This window comes from Oscillibacter sp. 1-3, assembly GCF_000403435.2.
Taxonomy (GTDB): Bacteria; Bacillota; Clostridia; order Oscillospirales; family Oscillospiraceae; genus Oscillibacter.
The window spans coordinates 593,951-609,770 of sequence record NZ_KE159703.1; the positions used below are offsets into that span (position 1 = coordinate 593,951).

Sequence of the window (15,820 nt, forward strand, 5' to 3'; positions counted from 1 at the left end):
CTTGCTTGCTTGCTTGCTTGCTTGCTTGCTTGCTTGCTTGCTTGCTTGCTTGCTTGCTTGCTTGCTTGCTTGCTTGCTTGCTTGCTAAAGTGTGGCACATCCGCATGAAAATTGCAACCCCTTTCTTGTAAAATAAGTGTAAATTTTCACTTTCGCATAAGTACATAATATTCTACCAAAATCGCTCGTTTTTTGTCCACTCCCCAACCGGGTAGTTTCGGCACATATTTTGAAAAAATTTTTTCTGCTGGCAAAAAAGTGATTCAAAGTTTGATATTTTCGGCAATATTGAATACATTTACCCCTTGTTTCTTTGCGTAATTGACGGTGTAAGCAGTCCCCCCGCTGTTCCTGGTCAGATAGCAGACGCACACGCCGCTGTTGTCTACCAAATGGCGGTTGCGCCTGTGCATACAGCCCGGCGTGTACTGCTGGGCCGTGTAGACGACTTTATCTGCCTGGGCCTTAATGCGCTCATACTCTGCTATATCCTCCGGCCTCCATCCCCGTGTCTGTGTCAGGCACGGCAGGACGAGGATCAGTTTCATGCCGGGACAGTTCTCCCGCAGACGGATCACCGTCCGGGCGGCGAGGGCATCAAATCCCAGGGCACCCCCGGCACCGTAGTATCGGATGCCCCGTTGGTACAAATCACTAATGACACGCTCCAGCCTGCTTGCGATTTCTGCCCGCTCCCCCGGTGGTATTTGCCGGTGGCCTGTAAAACAGCAGGTTTCATTTCTCATAAAAACCACCCTTTCTGAGCATACCATATTGCACATATATGTGCAATATTCAAAATCTTTCGGCAACCCTATAATGGAGGTACTATCTCCAAGGGGGGTGGCGGTGTGGTCGATTACAGTCCTTTGTGGGACACAATGAAAAAGAAGGGCGTATCTCAATATGCGCTTATTCAGGCCGGAGTAGACCGCCGTACCCTGGACTGGCTGAAAAAGAATAAGAACATCACTATGCTCTCGCTGGAAAAGCTGTGTACGATATTGGATTGCTCCCCCAGCGATATTGTTCGCTTTGTGAAGGATGACAGCCAACCGTGATTTAATGCGTCTCAACTTGAGACGCATTTTTCGACGATATTCGCAGACGGTCAAAAGCCGTTCCATACCGGCGTCTGGAAGTATAGGAAGGTCTGTTTATCCTGACAGTCCTCTTCCGTCAGATCCCGCAGGCGCTTTCTGGATTTGGACAGGAACAACTTGCTTTTCAGTGGGGGCCGGGCCTGATGGGTCTCCACCAGCGCGTCCACCTGGAGGGCGCAGGCGTAGCAGCCCGGCTCATGCTCCCGGATATACTGATAAAAATAGTTGGTATGATAGGGGCAGAACAGGCAGCAGCTCGCCCTGGTCGCCAGCCCCCATACGATTTTGTTGTAGGCGTAACATTCGGCCCGTGTCCAACCCATTTCCACCAGCGGATAGCGGTTGACAAACAGGGTCTGCTTGCTCTCCTTCGCCCGCCGCCGTTCCTCCCACATGATACCCATGTGGAGAGAATGGGCGTGAACGTCCAGCGGCAGGGTGCGCTCCCTGGGCTTGTAGCGCAGCAGCTCATAGCGCACGAATTTCTCAATGACCTTGATTTTATAATCATAGGTGCATTGCCGGGGCATCTTCCCCTTTTTGCCATCGTCCCCCAGGGTCCAGAACGGGATACAGGCGGTACGGGCGCGGCCAAAATTGCGAGTGAAGTCCCCATATAAATCGGCGTCCAGGCGATAAAATGGTATGTTCGCCTCCCGGCAGGCGGCGGCAACGAAGGCGGCCTGTTCATACACCCAGCCCGGTTCGCTGTGCAGGTCGCAGAAGATCACCGCGTCATAGACGGGCACCTTTGGAAACGGATAGGGCGGGCCGCGCTGGGCGTTCTGGCAGGACATAAGGGCCAGCGTTGTGCTGGGTGTCCCCGCCCCATAGCTTAAAATGTCGAGTGTACTCCAGGTCAGCATAGTAAAATCACCCCCGAAAATGCTAACATTTTTCGCCGGAAAACGCAAAAAATCGGCCCTATACCGCCACAATGGGCAGTATAGGGCCATCGGGAAATGCGTCTCAAATTGAGACACATTTCGACATTATCATGGGCCAAAAATATCCGGCCTTCCTACAACGGTAAAGCCGGACGCGCCAAACTCGGTTACGACAACATTGTTCTGTCCGCTGGCACAATGGCAAACCAGCAGCTTTCCGGCCTCGTTCCGGCCCACAATGATCCCGATGTGGCTGTCGTCCGGGTAGAAAGCCAGGTCCCCCGGCTGGGCCTCGGTCTGGGAAATATTGGTGCAGTAGCGGTGCTGCATGATTACGCCCCCGCCGTGGCCTATGATATAGCCCTGGCTGTTGTTGAATATCCAATCCACAAAGCCGGAGCAGTCAAGGCCAAACGGCCGGTAAGTGCCGGTAGATGAGCTTCCAGCGGCCCACACCTTAGTAAGCTGTCCCCAGCGGGAGTCCCAGCCAATGGCACGGCTCTTGCCGCCCCAAAAGTAGTTGACTTTGCCCACCAGCTGGAGGGCCGTCTGTACGGCCTCCCGGCGGGCCGGGTCCAGACCGTCCGGCAGGGCATCCAGCACTTCCCGCACATCGGCGCTGGTGATAGCAAGGCTCCCGGCCAGAGAGGACAGCGCGGCCCGGTCGGCCAGCAGCTCATCAAGGGCGCTGTTTTGGTAGTCGGAGAAAGCATGGGAGACACGCAGATCGTCCGCTGTCCTGGGCGTGATGGTGATATGCAAAACCTTCTCCGTCCATGCTTCTGTATCGCCGCTGGCCGGATGGTCAATGGTATCTTCCGATACGGCGATCCCGGTCATATCCCAAAACACAGCGGTCAGCTTGTTCACCCGGTCGGAGTCCAGCGTGGCCACGTCCAGGCCGTCCACATCGGCCCCGGCGGTCTTGACGGCAAATACCGCCAGCACGTCCGCCCAGTCCGGGGCCTGCCCGTCCAGGGTAATCGTGTCATAGTCCCCGGCTTGCAGCAGCTCCAACCGGCTGTTGTAGGCCATGTTGACCGTCCCCACCGCCTGGGCAACGGATACAGCACCCGGCGCGTTCGGCTCCTGAGCGAAGAACAGGCCGAAGGGAGAATTGGCGATGGCGGCGATCACCACGACTACCACCAGGGCCAGCAGCAGGATACTGCCGCCGATGATACTTGCAAGGGCGCTGACAAGGGCAGACGCCGCCTTTGTCACAGCAACCGCCGCTTTTTTCAGGACCACGGCTGAGGTTTTGGCCGCTTTCCCCGCCTGCTGTACGGCTCGCTGGGTCATGCGCCGCTGGGCGTTCTGCCGGAGGCCCCGGACAGGCCGGGAGACAGCGGACTTGATTGGGGCGCGTGCGGCTTTGGGCGCGGAAACGCCTTTTCGGTAGACGGCTCCCCGGATTTTGGGGGTGCTGCCCTTGGCGCTTGCTCTTGTGCGCGGGAGTATATCCCGGCCCGTACTGCGGACAGAGTTCAAAGCGCCGGGGGTCTTGCCCTGGGCGGAGGGTCCCGGCTGTTGCGACAGGCCCTGCCGGGGCTTTCCAACTGTCTGACGGCGGGCCTCCCGCTTCAATCGGGCGGAACTGCCTGGGGCCGCCGGGGAACTGGCTGGTTTGGCGGCGGTGCTGACGCTCCTGCGAATGGAGCGCGGCCCCGCGCCTAACTGCTTTCCCGTCGGGTAGGTGGAAGGGCCTGCCGCTGGCCTCCCATTGGAAGGTGGGATGGATCGGATTGATTTGATGGATGGGATAGATTGATTTGAGAGAGAAGAAGGTTTTTCTTTTATGCTGGGAGCGGCGGTCCCGGTCCTCTGCTCTTTCAGTCGGACGACGGGACGCTCCTTGATCCGCATGGTGTGGGCGGGTGTGTCCGCTGGTGCGGCGGGCGTTGCTGGCGCGGAGTGCTCCGCAGGGGGCGCTGGCGGGCGCTGTCCCTTCACCTGGGCTGCCCGCTCCTTTGGCAAGGGTCCCGCACGCTGGCGGAAGCTCACGCTGGTTTGGCGGGGCGGCGGGCTTTCGCCCTCCGGGACGGATGCCGGGGCGTCCGCAGGGGCCGGTGTCTCCGGCACATCCCTGGGCCGCTCCTTGATCCGCTTGTCCGGCTGGCGGTCAGAACGGGGCCGCTCATGGGTCAGAAGCTCGTCCACGGCCCAGCGCCCGGCCCCCTCCACCTGATCGACGGCCTGGACCTCGATGCTCTCGCCTTCCGGCTGGTGCTGGTCAAGCTGCTGGACGTATTTATCCTTCAAGAGCTTGGCCGCCTGCTTCGCGGAAATGGCGGGCTGGGACCGGGCGGCGACTTTCCCGGCGCTCTTTTTCGTTTTCGCCCCTTTGGGCTTTTCCTTGGGTGACGGCATGATATTCCCCCTTTTTACAAAATAACGCTCTTGGTATGAAAATTGAGATATACAAAATGGTGCGGCCATGGTAGAATGTGGACAATGGGGGGTGATTCTGTTGGGCTTTACTCTTGAAATGATGGTGCCGAAAACTTCCTTTGCCCGCAGGCTGGAAAAACAGATGGACTTTGACTGGCTGATAAACCAGGTAAAGCCCTATTTCCCGGATGCCCAGGACAGGACCACCGCTTCGGTCCGGGCGCTCTGCCTTATCCTGCTGGAGCACCTGGAGCCCTATGGCCTGCGCTGTGGGGACAGGCCCCTCTTGGCCTCAATCTATGACAACTGGCGGGACAACACCGCTTATATGCTTCTGCTGCAAGCAGTACCTGGGGATATTCCGGCATATAGGACGCTCTCTGATTTTGGGGACATTCCGGTCTTTGAAGATGTGTTTTATCCTGTTGCCGGTAAGCTCCCGCCGGAAGTGCTGCGGGAGCTGCTGGCCCACGTCCTGACCAACTGCGCGGCCAGCCGTATCGCGGCGGAATATCCAGACCAGCCGCTGCATTACATGAACCGTCTCTCGAAAGAGGAACAGGCTGTGGAAGTGGAGCGGCTGGCCCGTGACTATGCGGAGCAGTTCTATCAAGAGGTCGCCGCATACCGGGAGTTGGCAGGTCAATAAAAATCAGCCCTCCACCGGCATCGGTGAAGGGCTGATAATGCGTCTCAAATTGAGACGCATTTCGACATGGTTCTACCTGTCACCGGGGGTCGTGGTCATCAAGCGGTACAGCTCCGTATCCCTGGGAAACTCGTTGGCGAAGGGGACGATGGAGCCGCCCACGCGGATCAGGCCGTGGCCCGCCTCGGCGCTGGTGATGTAGGACATTTGATTGGTGGAGATATTCAGCAGCTTGGCAAGCTCGGCCCGGTCGGTGGCCGCCTGGTTCAGCAGCACCAAAAACTCACTGTTGGCGAACATAAGCCGGGCGGTGTCGGAGCGCAGACATTCCTCCACATTCTGCGTGGCGGCGGTCATGGCGGCGGCGTATTTTCTGAACCGCTTCCAGCACTTATACAGGAATTGCGCGGAGTAGTAGTAGCGGAAGAACAAGTACACCTCGTCCACGAATACCCATGTGTATTTCCCGGCCAGACGGTTCGCGGCCACGCGGTTCTGAATGGTCTCCAGTGTGACGTTCAGCGCCGTGGGCTTGAGCTGCTCCCCCATTTCGTACAGGTCGAAGGAAATGATCCGGTTGGCAATATCCACGTTGGTCTCGTGGGCGAACATATTCAAGCTGCCCTCCACAAACAGCTCGGAGGCCAGGGCCAGTTCCTCCGCCTCCCGTTCCGGCTGGCGCTTCAACTCGTTTCGCCAGTCGGACAGGATGGGCTGCCGGGACTTGCCGCCGCTGGCGATCAGCTCATGGTAGACATTGGCGGTACAGCGGTCAATGATAGACTTATGGAAGGCCCCCAACTGGCCCGCGCCCATCTGCTGCTCGCAAATGCTCATAAGCAGCTCGGACTTCATCGCCACGGGGTTTTCGCCGGTGCCGTAGCCCCTGGTGATCTCCAGAGGGTTGATGTGGTGGGGGCTGTTGGGGGAAATCTCGATCACGGCCCCGCCCAGGGCACGGGTCAGGTCGCCATATTCTCGCTCGGCGTCGATGATGATAATATCATCACTGGTGGACAGAGCAATAAAAGTAATGGCCTCCTTCATGCTGAAGGATTTGCCGGAGCCGGACACGCCCAGGATAAAGCCGTGGGGGTTCAACAGCCGCTTTCGGTTGCAGATCAGGAGGTTTTTGCTGACGGCGTTGACGCCGTAGTAGATGCCCCCGGCGTCCTGTATCTCCTGGACACGGAAGGGCATTAAAACGGCGGCGCTCTCGGTGGTGAGGGTGCGGGTGGTCCTGACCCGGCGCAGGCCATAGGGCAGGGCGGTGTTCAGCCCGTCCTCCTGTTGGTAACGTAAAACGGAAAACTGGCAAAGGCTCTCGTTGCCGATGGCCTGTAAAGTTTCCGTGTCCGCGTCCAACTGCTCCAACGTGTCGGCCATGTGGACCAGGGTGACATTGGCGAAGATCATGCGCTGGTCGCGGGTGCTGAGGTCGTCCAGAAATTCCTTGTTCTCCGCCCGAAGCTGTTCCAGCTCATAGGGGACGGTGGCGGTAAAGTTGTTGTTGGCGTTCTGCTTCTGCTGCCAGCGGGTGATGTCGCTCTCCACGCCCAAAATCCGGGACTGCATCTCCTTGACGGCCTCATTGGTGGGGATGGGCAGAATGTCAATGGACAGCATGAGGTTCCGGGAGAAGTCGGACAGGTCGGTAATCATGCGGTCCTTGATGTAGCTGGCATACTCCCGGAGGAACAGGACGCGGCCCACCTTGCCGCCCAGCTCGAAGTGGTCGGCTTTGAACTGCATCCCGTCCGGGGCGATGGCGTCCTTGAAATGATGGCCCCGGCGCATGGCGGCGGAGAGGTCGAATTGAAAGTCCCGTTCCTCGCTGGGCCGGAAGAAGTCATGGAAGATCCGCAGGCGCTCATGGTTGTCCAGGGGCTTGGCCCCGCTGTCCAGCTTGCCGAAGCTCTTGGACAGGTCAATATCCACCCGCTTGAAAAAGGTGCGGGCCTCGTCGATGTTCTTCCGGGCAACGGAGATCGTGATGTATTTGTCCTGAATGAGATTGTTGCTCTCCAGCGCCTTCTCGGTGAGGATGCCGTTATACTCTTGGCGGTAGCGGTCCAGCTCGTCCCCTTTCAGCCGCATGAGGACGCTGTGCTGGAAGTCAGTGCCATTGAGACGGCGGTTGTTGATGGTGATTTTGGCGGTGGCCCCGGTGGGCAGGCTGTTGAGAACGCCGCAGTAGGCCAGAAACATTTCCTGCTGGTCCTCATGGGACGCCACGGAGTAGTTGATGTCCGCAAAACGCCACGTCCGGCTGTACCGGCTGCGGCCCGTCTGCCAGATGCCGTCCCGGAACACCCGCTGGATGGGAATAGACTGCTGCACGCTGCGGGGGATTCTGAACGGTTCCCGTTCGCTCTTGTTGGCGGCGGCCAGGGTTTTAATCATAGTCTTGTACCCCCTTCTTGGTCAGCGCCGCGCAGTAGAGGTTTTCCGACTGGAACACCCTGGGCCCGGCGCAGAGGAATTGAGATTTCAAAAAGGCCCATAGGAATTGCTCAAAGGTCATGCCGTTGTACTGGAAAAAGCCGGTGACGGCCACGGGAGCCGCCGCCACGATGCAGGCCCAGCTTGCGGTTTCCGGGCCGGTGATAGTTTTCAGAAGGAAGTACACGCCCACAGCCGTGCCCACGGCCAGCACCGCGCAAACGAACTGCCGGACAGACAGACCAAAGAAAATAGTCTCCTTGTGCTGGCGTACTTCCTTGGGGATTTTGATTTCCATATAGTCGCTCCTTTTCTGAAATGCGTCTCAACTTGAGACACATTTCGACATTACAATTTATCATTTTATTTGTGAGGAAGGGTTTGCTATGGCTGCCAGGGGTAATTGCTATATTTGTGGAAAAGAACTCAGCAAAGCCGGGGTGAAAAAGCATTTGGCTGTGCATCAGTACAATGGGCCGGAGACCGGCGAGGAATGTGCCTTGCTCAAAATCGAAGGGGCGTATTATAAGGACTATTGGCTGTTCCTTGATGTTCCTTTGACGGCAGGACTGGACAGTCTCGACCGCTTTCTGCGTGAAATATGGCTGGAGTGCTGCGGACACATGAGCGCCTTTTTCGGAAAAGGTCATCAGGAGATGAAGAACAGCCGGAAATTCAGCACGTTTGAGCCGGGAGAACAATTCCTGCATGAGTATGATTTTGGGGATACAACGGAGACGCTTATCACGGTGGCGGGCCATACACGCCGGGAGCCGCAAAAGGCGGCCGTCCGGCTTCTTGCCCGGAATATCCCGCCGTTGATCCCATGCTCAAGGTGCGGGGCGCCTGCGGCCTATGTCAGTACGGATAATAACATCTATAAGCATAAGGAACCGTTTCTCTGCAAAGCCTGTGCCCATGAGAGTGAAATTGAAGAATTTTCTCTGCCCGTAACAAATTCCCCCCGGATAGGGATATGCGCCTACTACGGCGATTTGGATGTCTACGCATTTGACGCGGAAAAATTCGCGCATAGAGAAAAATGATGCTTTTACAGGCCGAACATCTCCTTCACGATCCGCTCCGCGCCCTTCACCAGTCCCACCAGTACCATCATGTTAAAAATGGTCTCCCCGATGTACTGCCAGCTCATGGTGACAGCGGACAGAGAGGTGTCCACCACGGGAGTGCCGCTGGACATAAAAGCGGAAAAGATCAGGCAGGCCAGTACGATAATGGCCCCCTCCAGACACACGCCCACATAGCTTTTCAGGAAAGCGGTCCCGGCAAAGCTGGTCCCCTCCCCAGCGAAGGACGCCAGGGGCAGCGGGGCCAGGGCGGTGTAGAAGTACAGCCGGAAAAAGCGGCCATATACGGTGAGTATCAGGATAAAGGACATGACGGTGATGAACAGGCTGCCCAGCAGGGACACCAGCCACAAAGGGATGCTGGCGAGAAAGCCCACGCCCTCGATGGCGTCCACGATCTCCTGGGGGACTGTGATGCTGGCGGCGGCCATACCGCCGATACCGCCCATGACGGTCTGCACAATGCCGCCGCAAACGGAGAAAATGCCTGTCATGATCTCCATAGCGGAGCCGACGGCCAGCTTTGCCAGCACAAAGCGGATGAAATGCCGCAGTACAAATTCCGGGCGCTGAAAGTCCCGGAAACTGGCGGCGGTCTGGAAAATGCTCATAGCGAAGAACAGCACCAGCAGGCCGTAGCCCACGGCCTTCATCGCGTCGTTGATGGTAACGATGGTCCCCCATACCGTACCGCCTCGGAACCCTTCTGGCGTAGTGGTAATGAGGGACCATATCTCTGTCAGCTTTCCATTCCAGGTGTTGAAAGCCGATTGCAGGTTTCCAACGATCCAGTTATCGCTCAAAAGAAAGTCACCTCCCAAAATGCGGCTCAAATTGAGACGCATTTCGACAATATATTATAAGGTAGGGGGCGAGCCCTCCGGCCCGCCCCCCTGGGCGGCTTACAGTGCGCCGATGGTGGTCAGAATCTCCTTAGCAAAGGCTATCATAAGCCCGCCGAACAGACACAGGAAGCCCTGGGTGCGCTGGCTGGCGTCGTGGGACTGGATGGACATACCCACCTGGACGATGCCCCAGCCCAGCACGATCACGCCCACGGCCTTGATGATGGAGAAGATAAAATCAGAAAGATTATTTACGATGGTCAGCGGGTCGCTGCCTGCGGCGAAGGCCGGGCAGGTCATGGCAGTGCAGAGGGCCAGGGTCAGAACGGCGGTGAAGTAGCGGCGCTTGGCCCGGCGCTGGCGGGCGGTGATGGTTTCAACGGTCTTTTTCATTGGATAGTTCCTCCTCGTCAATGATGATAATATTGTCCAGGCCCTCGAACGGCAGGCTCAGGTCCTCCTGCGCGAAGGTCAGGCCGGGATGATGGATGTAGGGGGCGGCCCCGCCGTCCTCAGTCAGCTTGATATTGGGGTGCTTGAGAATGTCGTACTTCTTGTCAATGACCGGCCTCTCGCCCCGGATAAAGACGATGGCATAGGTGTTGTCCATGGCCCGCACTTCATCTGGTGTAAGTAATTCGCGGCCGGTCTGCTGGTACGATGTGGAGCTGGAACCGTGGGAGCCCTTGGAAATACTTCGGTTCCGGGTGTCCAGCGTCTCCTTTCCCAGCATCTCAGAGATGTAATAGGGTAAGGGCAGCCGCGCCTTACCGAGTTGCGCCCGGCAGGTTTCGGCTCCCTCCCCTCCGAACCGCACGTACCCCTCTCGGAGTATACGGCTCTCCATCTAACGATGGGCATCAGCAGTTATGGCAATCGAAATAGCAATTTTGGCATAAGGCCAGAGTTTTTCTCCGAATTTCCAGCATCTTGAGCTCGTAAATGTCTTTGCCTTTGAGCTTTTTCAGTTTCTTCACATGATGAATCAGGATGCTGTCCGTTTTCAGGCCACAGATTTCACAGGTCCCCGCTTTGAGCCGATTAGCAAGGCTGTTGCTCCACTGACGTTTCCTATATTCTGGAAGAATGTCTGCATAGACGGGCGCGGCTTGCTCGTTCATCTGGAATCCGTCGTGATAGAACTCGCAGCGTTTGGGCCCCGCCTTGGTCATGTAGTCCACGCCAAAGTGTCCATTTCGGACATACCTTTCTTTGATTTTGCTGACTTTAGCGCGATACTTCATGCCAAAGGTTTTTAGCATGCTGTATTCCATGATATATAGGAATTTGTTCAGTGTGGAAACGTTCAGCGCCAGCCTGTAGTATTGATACAGCCCGCTGATTTCGGAGTTGAATTTTCGCAGAATATCAATGTCCTCCCGGTTGACGAGAGAACGCCGCGGCATGGCTCTCCACTGCTCTTTGCCATGCTGGTCATGCGTAATGATGAAGGCTTTGTATTCCTGAAGTTTGGACTGCCATTTTTCATGGGGCATCCGCAGATTCACCGTCCCATACCACGCTCTGCGCAATGTTCCGTTTTTGCTGCGCTTGGTGTCTTTGCTCCGGCTGACGAAAATGTCGTAGCCGAGGTAGCGCACTCGTTGGCTGGAATGGGTCACCTTTGTTTTTTCCATGGACAGCGTCAGTTTCAGGTGGTCTTTCAGAAAATTCGCAATTTGCTCTTTGAGGCTTACCGCCTCCTGCCTTGAGCCAATGACCCCAACAAGAAAATCATCTGCATATCGGTTGTACTGAATGGACTTGAAATCAGGGTCAAAGGGGTCGTGGCCGTTGGTCTGAAACATGATTTTCCGGCAGGATTTCATCGTCTGCAAAGCCTGCTCCGATTCATCCAAACGGCCCATATCCCGCAGTTCTTTATAGCGTTTCATCCAGTACAGGTACTTTCTGTGTATTTTCTCGTACTCCTTGCTGGGTTTTCGGTAACTCTCCTTCCTTTGGAATTCCAGCATCTTCCGTGCGATAAATTGGTCTAACTCGCTCATGTAGATATTGGCAAGAATAGGGCTCATACCAGACCCTTGAGGTGTTCCGCTATGGGTTGCGTGATAAGTCCACTGCTCCATATAGCCCGCTTTCAGGAACTTCCACATCAGGGAGAGAAAGGCTTCATCCTCGATGCGTTTGCGCAGCAGGTCAATGAGAACATGGTGGTCAAAACTGTCAAAGCAGCCCTGAATGTCTCCCTCGATAATCCACTTTGTGCCACAAAAAGTCAGTTGAATTTCCTTTAACGCTGTGTGGCAGCTGCGGTGGGGTCGGAATCCGTGAGAGTATTTGGAAAATGCCGGTTCATAGATGGCTTCAAGCAGCATACGCACGACTTCTTCCACCAGTCTGTCATTTGCGGAGGGGATGCCCAGCGGACGCTTTTTGCCGTTTTTCTTCATGATATACGTCCGGCGGGCAGGCTTCGGCTGGTAGCTGCGGTCTTTGATGGACGCAATGATGGCTTCGATTCTCGCCATGTTCATTCCGTCCAAGGTGATTCCATCCGCGCCCGCCGTCATGCTGCCTTGAGATTTGGCAATATTCTGATAGGCCAGCAGATAGAATTCAGGGTTGTACAAATTCCGGTATAGCCGTTGGAACTTGTATGTTTTGTCGATTGCTTTTTGCTGAATACCTTTCAATACATGGATTGGTTCTCTCATAGTGCCTCTCGCACCGTCCTTTCTGTGTATTGAACATTAGACTGTCCCCCTTCGCCATGTGGACGGCATTACCGCCGCAGACTACTATGGGGACTCTGTTGCCATGGCGGATTTTCAGGGCCGATGCCCATAGCCCCAAATGAGAGGGCATTCCGCTTTAGGCAATCCACGTTTAGTACAGCTAAAACATGAGCATTTTATGTTTTCGGAATGTGACGTTCGCCGTTTTCCACTTTCCCGTAGCTGGATTTGTTCTGGAATATCCCACAGAGGCACCACAAATAAATGTCTCCGCCAGAACAGCGCCGAGTTTAGCTCCCATACGGCGCAGGCGCGCACTTGGCCCAATCTCCGGCTGTCATTCAAGCAGTTTAGCTTCCATCCTCATACATAAATTTTCACCCTGTTTGCACCTTGTGACCCCAGGGGAACTCTGTGACCACGTGCTCTCCGGCATGCTACACTCCCTGTCAGGTTTCCCTGTCCAGATAAGCCGGGGGGTGATAGGCTGCGATTTGCATCGCTTGATATTCTTTTCCTACTGCTTGCTCAAGGCAGTATTTTAGCTGCACCGCGAACAGCGAATGGGCTGTTCTTACGTGCGCACTTTGTGGGTACTTTGCTCATTTCCACCCAAATAGATCAATGTGTCCGCGTTGCCCATCAGGCCCTCCCAATCGTCCTTGAACAGAGCTTTCAGAGCGGAGATATTTTGCAGGACAATGGTGGACATGATGTTGCGGGAGCGCATGGTGGCCTGGAGCTTGCCAAAATCGTCCGGCAGGGAGACGTTGCAGAACTCGTCCATCATCAGACGGACCGGAACAGGCAGCGCCCCTTGGTGTACCTTGTCCGCCTGATAGTAGAGGGCCTGAAACGCGCAGGTGTAGAGCATCCCCACAAGGTAGTTGAATGTACCGTCATTATCGGGGATGATGGCAAAGACGGCCTGCTTGCGGTCCCCCATCAGGCCCAGCTCCATATCGTCCCGTGTGGTGATGCCGACGATCTCCGGGATGATGAACGCGGACAGCCGGACGGCGGCGGACAGAAGAATACTTTTCGCGGTTTTGCCGGCGGCTTGCTTGAAAATTTTGTACTCCCGCACAGCGATATGGCTGGGGTCCTCCTCCTCCAGCGCTTCAAAGAGCAGGTCCAGGGGGGATTGGAAGTCGTCGCTGTCCTCCCTGGCCCCGCCGTTCTCGATCATATACATGACCATTTCAAAGTTTTGCTCCTCCGGGGGCGCTTCATGGAGCAGGTAGAGGATCAGGGCGGTGTCCAGGGCAATTTCGCTTTATAGCGATAGGTAAGCCTACAGTATCTAACGTTTCCGGCTTTTCCCCCGCTCCGCACCGTGCATGACGGCTTTCCCGTCACACGGCGCTCCATCAACAGTAATTCGCACACGTTATCACAAGTTATTACCATGAACATTTTTAAGTGGTCTGTGCCTGTTCCTGCCGAAACCGATTAAGCAGAAATAGGCGGATTTCCCGCTTCTTTGCGGAGTTTATTGAGTTTTGCAAGTTGCTTTTTGTTTAAGGCTAACTGAGAAAGATACTTTGCAATGGTCGGCTCAGATGTGGCATGAATCAGGATGTGTACACTTTCCCGGACAAGAATCAAATTCTGGTAATTATCCTTACCGCCCATGGCCAAGGGAAGTTTATGGTGGCAATGAACATCGCCCAGCGTTTCAAATACCTGCCCGGTAACGGCGCATTTTCCGTACTGTGCGCAGAACAGTGACAGCCGGTTGTCGGCATAGGCGGCGCTTTGGCTGTGAATCTCCTGACGCAGAAGGGCGTGGAGCATTCGGGTATCGAAGGCAAGATTTTCATGGATTCTCGCTCTGCCCTCCGACGTATACTTTTGAATCAGCGGATTTTTATATTTGGGGCCGCGTGTTCGCACATAGCTAATGGGCGCAATCGGGAGATTTTTGATATACCGAATTAGCTTAGAGGAACCATATCGGTCTACAACAGCTCCGCCGATTTTATCCTTTGGCTCCTTTTTCAGCCTGTCGCCCAGACGCTTCATTGTCCGATTGACTTGGTAGCCGATGTCGCGGAAGTCAACACTGACACCTGTTGCTATCTGGTAATACTCATGCTCTCCCATGACAAAAGCATTGTAGTTGAGAATTGCCCTTGCTTCTGTCATGCCCTTGGGCGGCCGCGCAATATCCTTGATTTTTCGCTTTGCTTCCGCCGTAATCCGTTTGACCGCCTTTTCACTGACGCGCGATTGGACAATTTGTTTGTGTTTCTTCTGTCGCAGGCGCATTTTAATGCCGAGAAATTCAGAATAATGCTTATTGAGATTGACCACCCGCGTCTTTTCTGGCGATACGTCCAGACGAAGCCGCTCTTTCAGCCATTGGGTAACAGCAATCAGCGTTCGGTCCGCACAGTCTTTTGTAGGGCAGAATATGCGGAAATCATCGGCATAGCGGACAATGTGCATTTCTTTTAGGTTTGTTCGCCGCATTGCCACATAGCCGTTGCTTTTATCAAATACGATACGTTCTTTTATCTGCCTGTTTTTACCTCTGGCCACAGCTACTGGATGATTCTGCCACTGGCTGTCCACCCACCAGTCCAGTTCGTTCAGCACGATGTTTGCCAGCAGCGGTGAAATAATGCCGCCCTGCGGCGTACCCTTATCAGGGGTCACGATAGCGCCGTTTTCTAACTGAACCGGGGCTTTCAAAATGCGCTTAATGATGTAAATCAGATGCTTGTCCCGGATTCCCAGCGCCCACATCTGCTTGATGAGTTTGGAGTGGTCCACGTTGTCAAAGAATCCCTTGATGTCAAACTCAACAACATATTGCATATGGGACAGTTGCATATGTTTGCAGGCCGCCGCAATCGCGTGTTCACAGCTTCGGTTTGGTCGGAATCCATAGCTGTTTTCGCTGAATCTCGCTTCGCAGATTGGCTCCAATACTTGTAAAATACATTGCTGTATCAGTCTGTCCCAGATACAGGGAATCCCCAGCGGGCGGGTCTTGCTCGGGTCGCTCTGTTTGGGAATTTCCTTTCTCCGCACGGCCCTCGGGCTGTAGTTCCTGACAATATTGCGCACCTTCTGAACCAATGCTTCCGGGGTATATTTTTCAACCGCCCGGATGGTCAGCCCATCTGTGCCGGGCGTCACGCTTCCGCCGTTGCCCTTGATGTTCCGATAGGCGAGTAAAATGTTGTCTCTGCTGAAAATCAACTCAGACAGATTACCAAATACTTCACCGTTTTTGGACTTTGCGAACAGTTCATCAAAGGTTCCCTGCATATCGTAATACTCGGCATACCTGAGATTATTTACTTTTTTCGGTTTCTTTGTTTGCTTGGTTTTCTTGTTCCCGGTAACCATATAGGCATCAACTCCTCTTGGGGAAGATTGACCTTTTGGTCGTACCCGAAATCCTACTGTTCACTTGTGATTAGTGTTTTGTATTGCTGTTGACTTGTGGCTGTCACTCCGTTCCCCATTACAGAGAACATCATCGCTATCGCCACTACTTTACCCACCGCTTCAACTGCTTATATGATTCGACAGCTTATATATCACGTTGGCCCATGATATACGCGATAGGCTTTCACCACGTTCCGATACTGCTATCTTTCCAGATGCCCTTAGGTTTCTGCTATGGGCCTGCCAGCTTGCCGCCGCCTGTAACGGCGCATGGAGTTTCATAGGGAGAATTCTTACTCGTCCACACTGGCTCC

At 55.0% G+C, this 15,820-nt stretch carries 13 protein-coding genes and 1 pseudogene; 3 read left to right on the plus strand and 11 right to left on the minus strand.

The window, feature by feature from the left end:
* Window positions 1-263: 263 nt before the first annotated feature.
* Window positions 264-746 (minus strand): SLOG family protein, encoded by a 483-nt coding sequence (locus C816_RS02885; protein WP_016320916.1) that lies wholly within the window; start codon window positions 744-746, stop codon window positions 264-266.
* 135 nt (window positions 747-881) lie between these two features.
* Here C816_RS02885 and C816_RS02890 point away from each other — a divergent pair, with 135 nt between their 5' ends.
* Window positions 882-1,061, plus strand: coding sequence for a helix-turn-helix domain-containing protein (locus C816_RS02890; protein ID WP_242832099.1), 180 nt, complete (start codon window positions 882-884; stop codon window positions 1,059-1,061).
* Window positions 1,062-1,111: 50 nt separating this feature from the next.
* Here the strand turns inward: C816_RS02890 and C816_RS02895 are convergent, their stop codons facing one another.
* Both C816_RS02895 and C816_RS23395 read right to left on the minus strand, forming a co-directional pair.
* Window positions 1,112-1,969, minus strand: a complete 858-nt coding sequence (locus C816_RS02895) for a hypothetical protein (RefSeq protein ID WP_016320918.1) — start codon at window positions 1,967-1,969, stop codon at window positions 1,112-1,114.
* Window positions 1,970-2,098: 129 nt separating this feature from the next.
* Entirely contained in the window at window positions 2,099-4,360 is a 2,262-nt protein-coding gene (locus tag C816_RS23395) for a C40 family peptidase (protein ID WP_016320919.1), read from the minus strand.
* Window positions 4,361-4,478: 118 nt separating this feature from the next.
* Between C816_RS23395 and C816_RS02905 the strand changes: the two genes are divergently transcribed.
* The gene (locus tag C816_RS02905) at window positions 4,479-5,030 is read left to right on the plus strand and encodes a hypothetical protein (protein ID WP_207636879.1); all 552 of its coding nucleotides are present in this window, start codon (window positions 4,479-4,481) and stop codon (window positions 5,028-5,030) included.
* 72 nt (window positions 5,031-5,102) lie between these two features.
* Here the strand turns inward: C816_RS02905 and C816_RS02910 are convergent, their stop codons facing one another.
* On the minus strand, window positions 5,103-7,433 hold the full coding sequence (locus tag C816_RS02910) for a VirB4-like conjugal transfer ATPase, CD1110 family (protein WP_016320921.1): 2,331 nt from the start codon (window positions 7,431-7,433) through the stop codon (window positions 5,103-5,105).
* Window positions 7,426-7,770 (minus strand): PrgI family protein, encoded by a 345-nt coding sequence (locus C816_RS02915; protein ID WP_016320922.1) that lies wholly within the window; start codon window positions 7,768-7,770, stop codon window positions 7,426-7,428. The genes C816_RS02910 and C816_RS02915 overlap by 8 nt, the downstream gene beginning before the upstream one ends.
* 154 nt (window positions 7,771-7,924) lie before the next feature.
* On the opposite strand from C816_RS02915, the gene C816_RS02920 reads away from it, so the two are divergent.
* The gene (locus C816_RS02920; RefSeq protein WP_155978877.1) at window positions 7,925-8,518 is read left to right on the plus strand and encodes a hypothetical protein; all 594 of its coding nucleotides are present in this window, start codon (window positions 7,925-7,927) and stop codon (window positions 8,516-8,518) included.
* Window positions 8,519-8,523: 5 nt separating this feature from the next.
* Here C816_RS02920 and C816_RS02925 read toward each other — a convergent pair whose 3' ends face one another.
* The 6 genes and pseudogenes from C816_RS02925 to ltrA form a co-directional block, all read right to left on the minus strand.
* Window positions 8,524-9,363: a VirB6/TrbL-like conjugal transfer protein, CD1112 family gene (locus tag C816_RS02925; RefSeq protein ID WP_016320924.1), complete on the minus strand. Its 840-nt coding sequence runs from the start codon at window positions 9,361-9,363 to the stop codon at window positions 8,524-8,526.
* Between the two features lie 99 nt (window positions 9,364-9,462).
* Complete coding sequence (locus C816_RS02930; protein WP_016320925.1) at window positions 9,463-9,798, minus strand: TrbC/VirB2 family protein; 336 nt, start codon at window positions 9,796-9,798, stop codon at window positions 9,463-9,465.
* Between the two features lie 91 nt (window positions 9,799-9,889).
* Window positions 9,890-10,150: pseudogene (locus C816_RS24700) on the minus strand (type IV secretory system conjugative DNA transfer family protein); the annotation flags it as partial.
* Between the two features lie 115 nt (window positions 10,151-10,265).
* Window positions 10,266-12,083, minus strand: coding sequence for a reverse transcriptase/maturase family protein (locus C816_RS02940; RefSeq protein ID WP_016320927.1), 1,818 nt, complete (start codon window positions 12,081-12,083; stop codon window positions 10,266-10,268).
* Between the two features lie 595 nt (window positions 12,084-12,678).
* The gene (locus C816_RS02945) at window positions 12,679-13,374 is read right to left on the minus strand and encodes a type IV secretory system conjugative DNA transfer family protein (protein WP_371254357.1); all 696 of its coding nucleotides are present in this window, start codon (window positions 13,372-13,374) and stop codon (window positions 12,679-12,681) included.
* A 182-nt stretch (window positions 13,375-13,556) separates the two neighbouring features.
* Window positions 13,557-15,464 carry a group II intron reverse transcriptase/maturase gene (gene ltrA, locus C816_RS02950; RefSeq protein WP_016320929.1) on the minus strand — a complete coding sequence of 636 codons (1,908 nt, stop codon included), beginning with the start codon at window positions 15,462-15,464 and terminating at the stop codon, window positions 13,557-13,559.
* Window positions 15,465-15,820 lie beyond the last annotated feature (356 nt).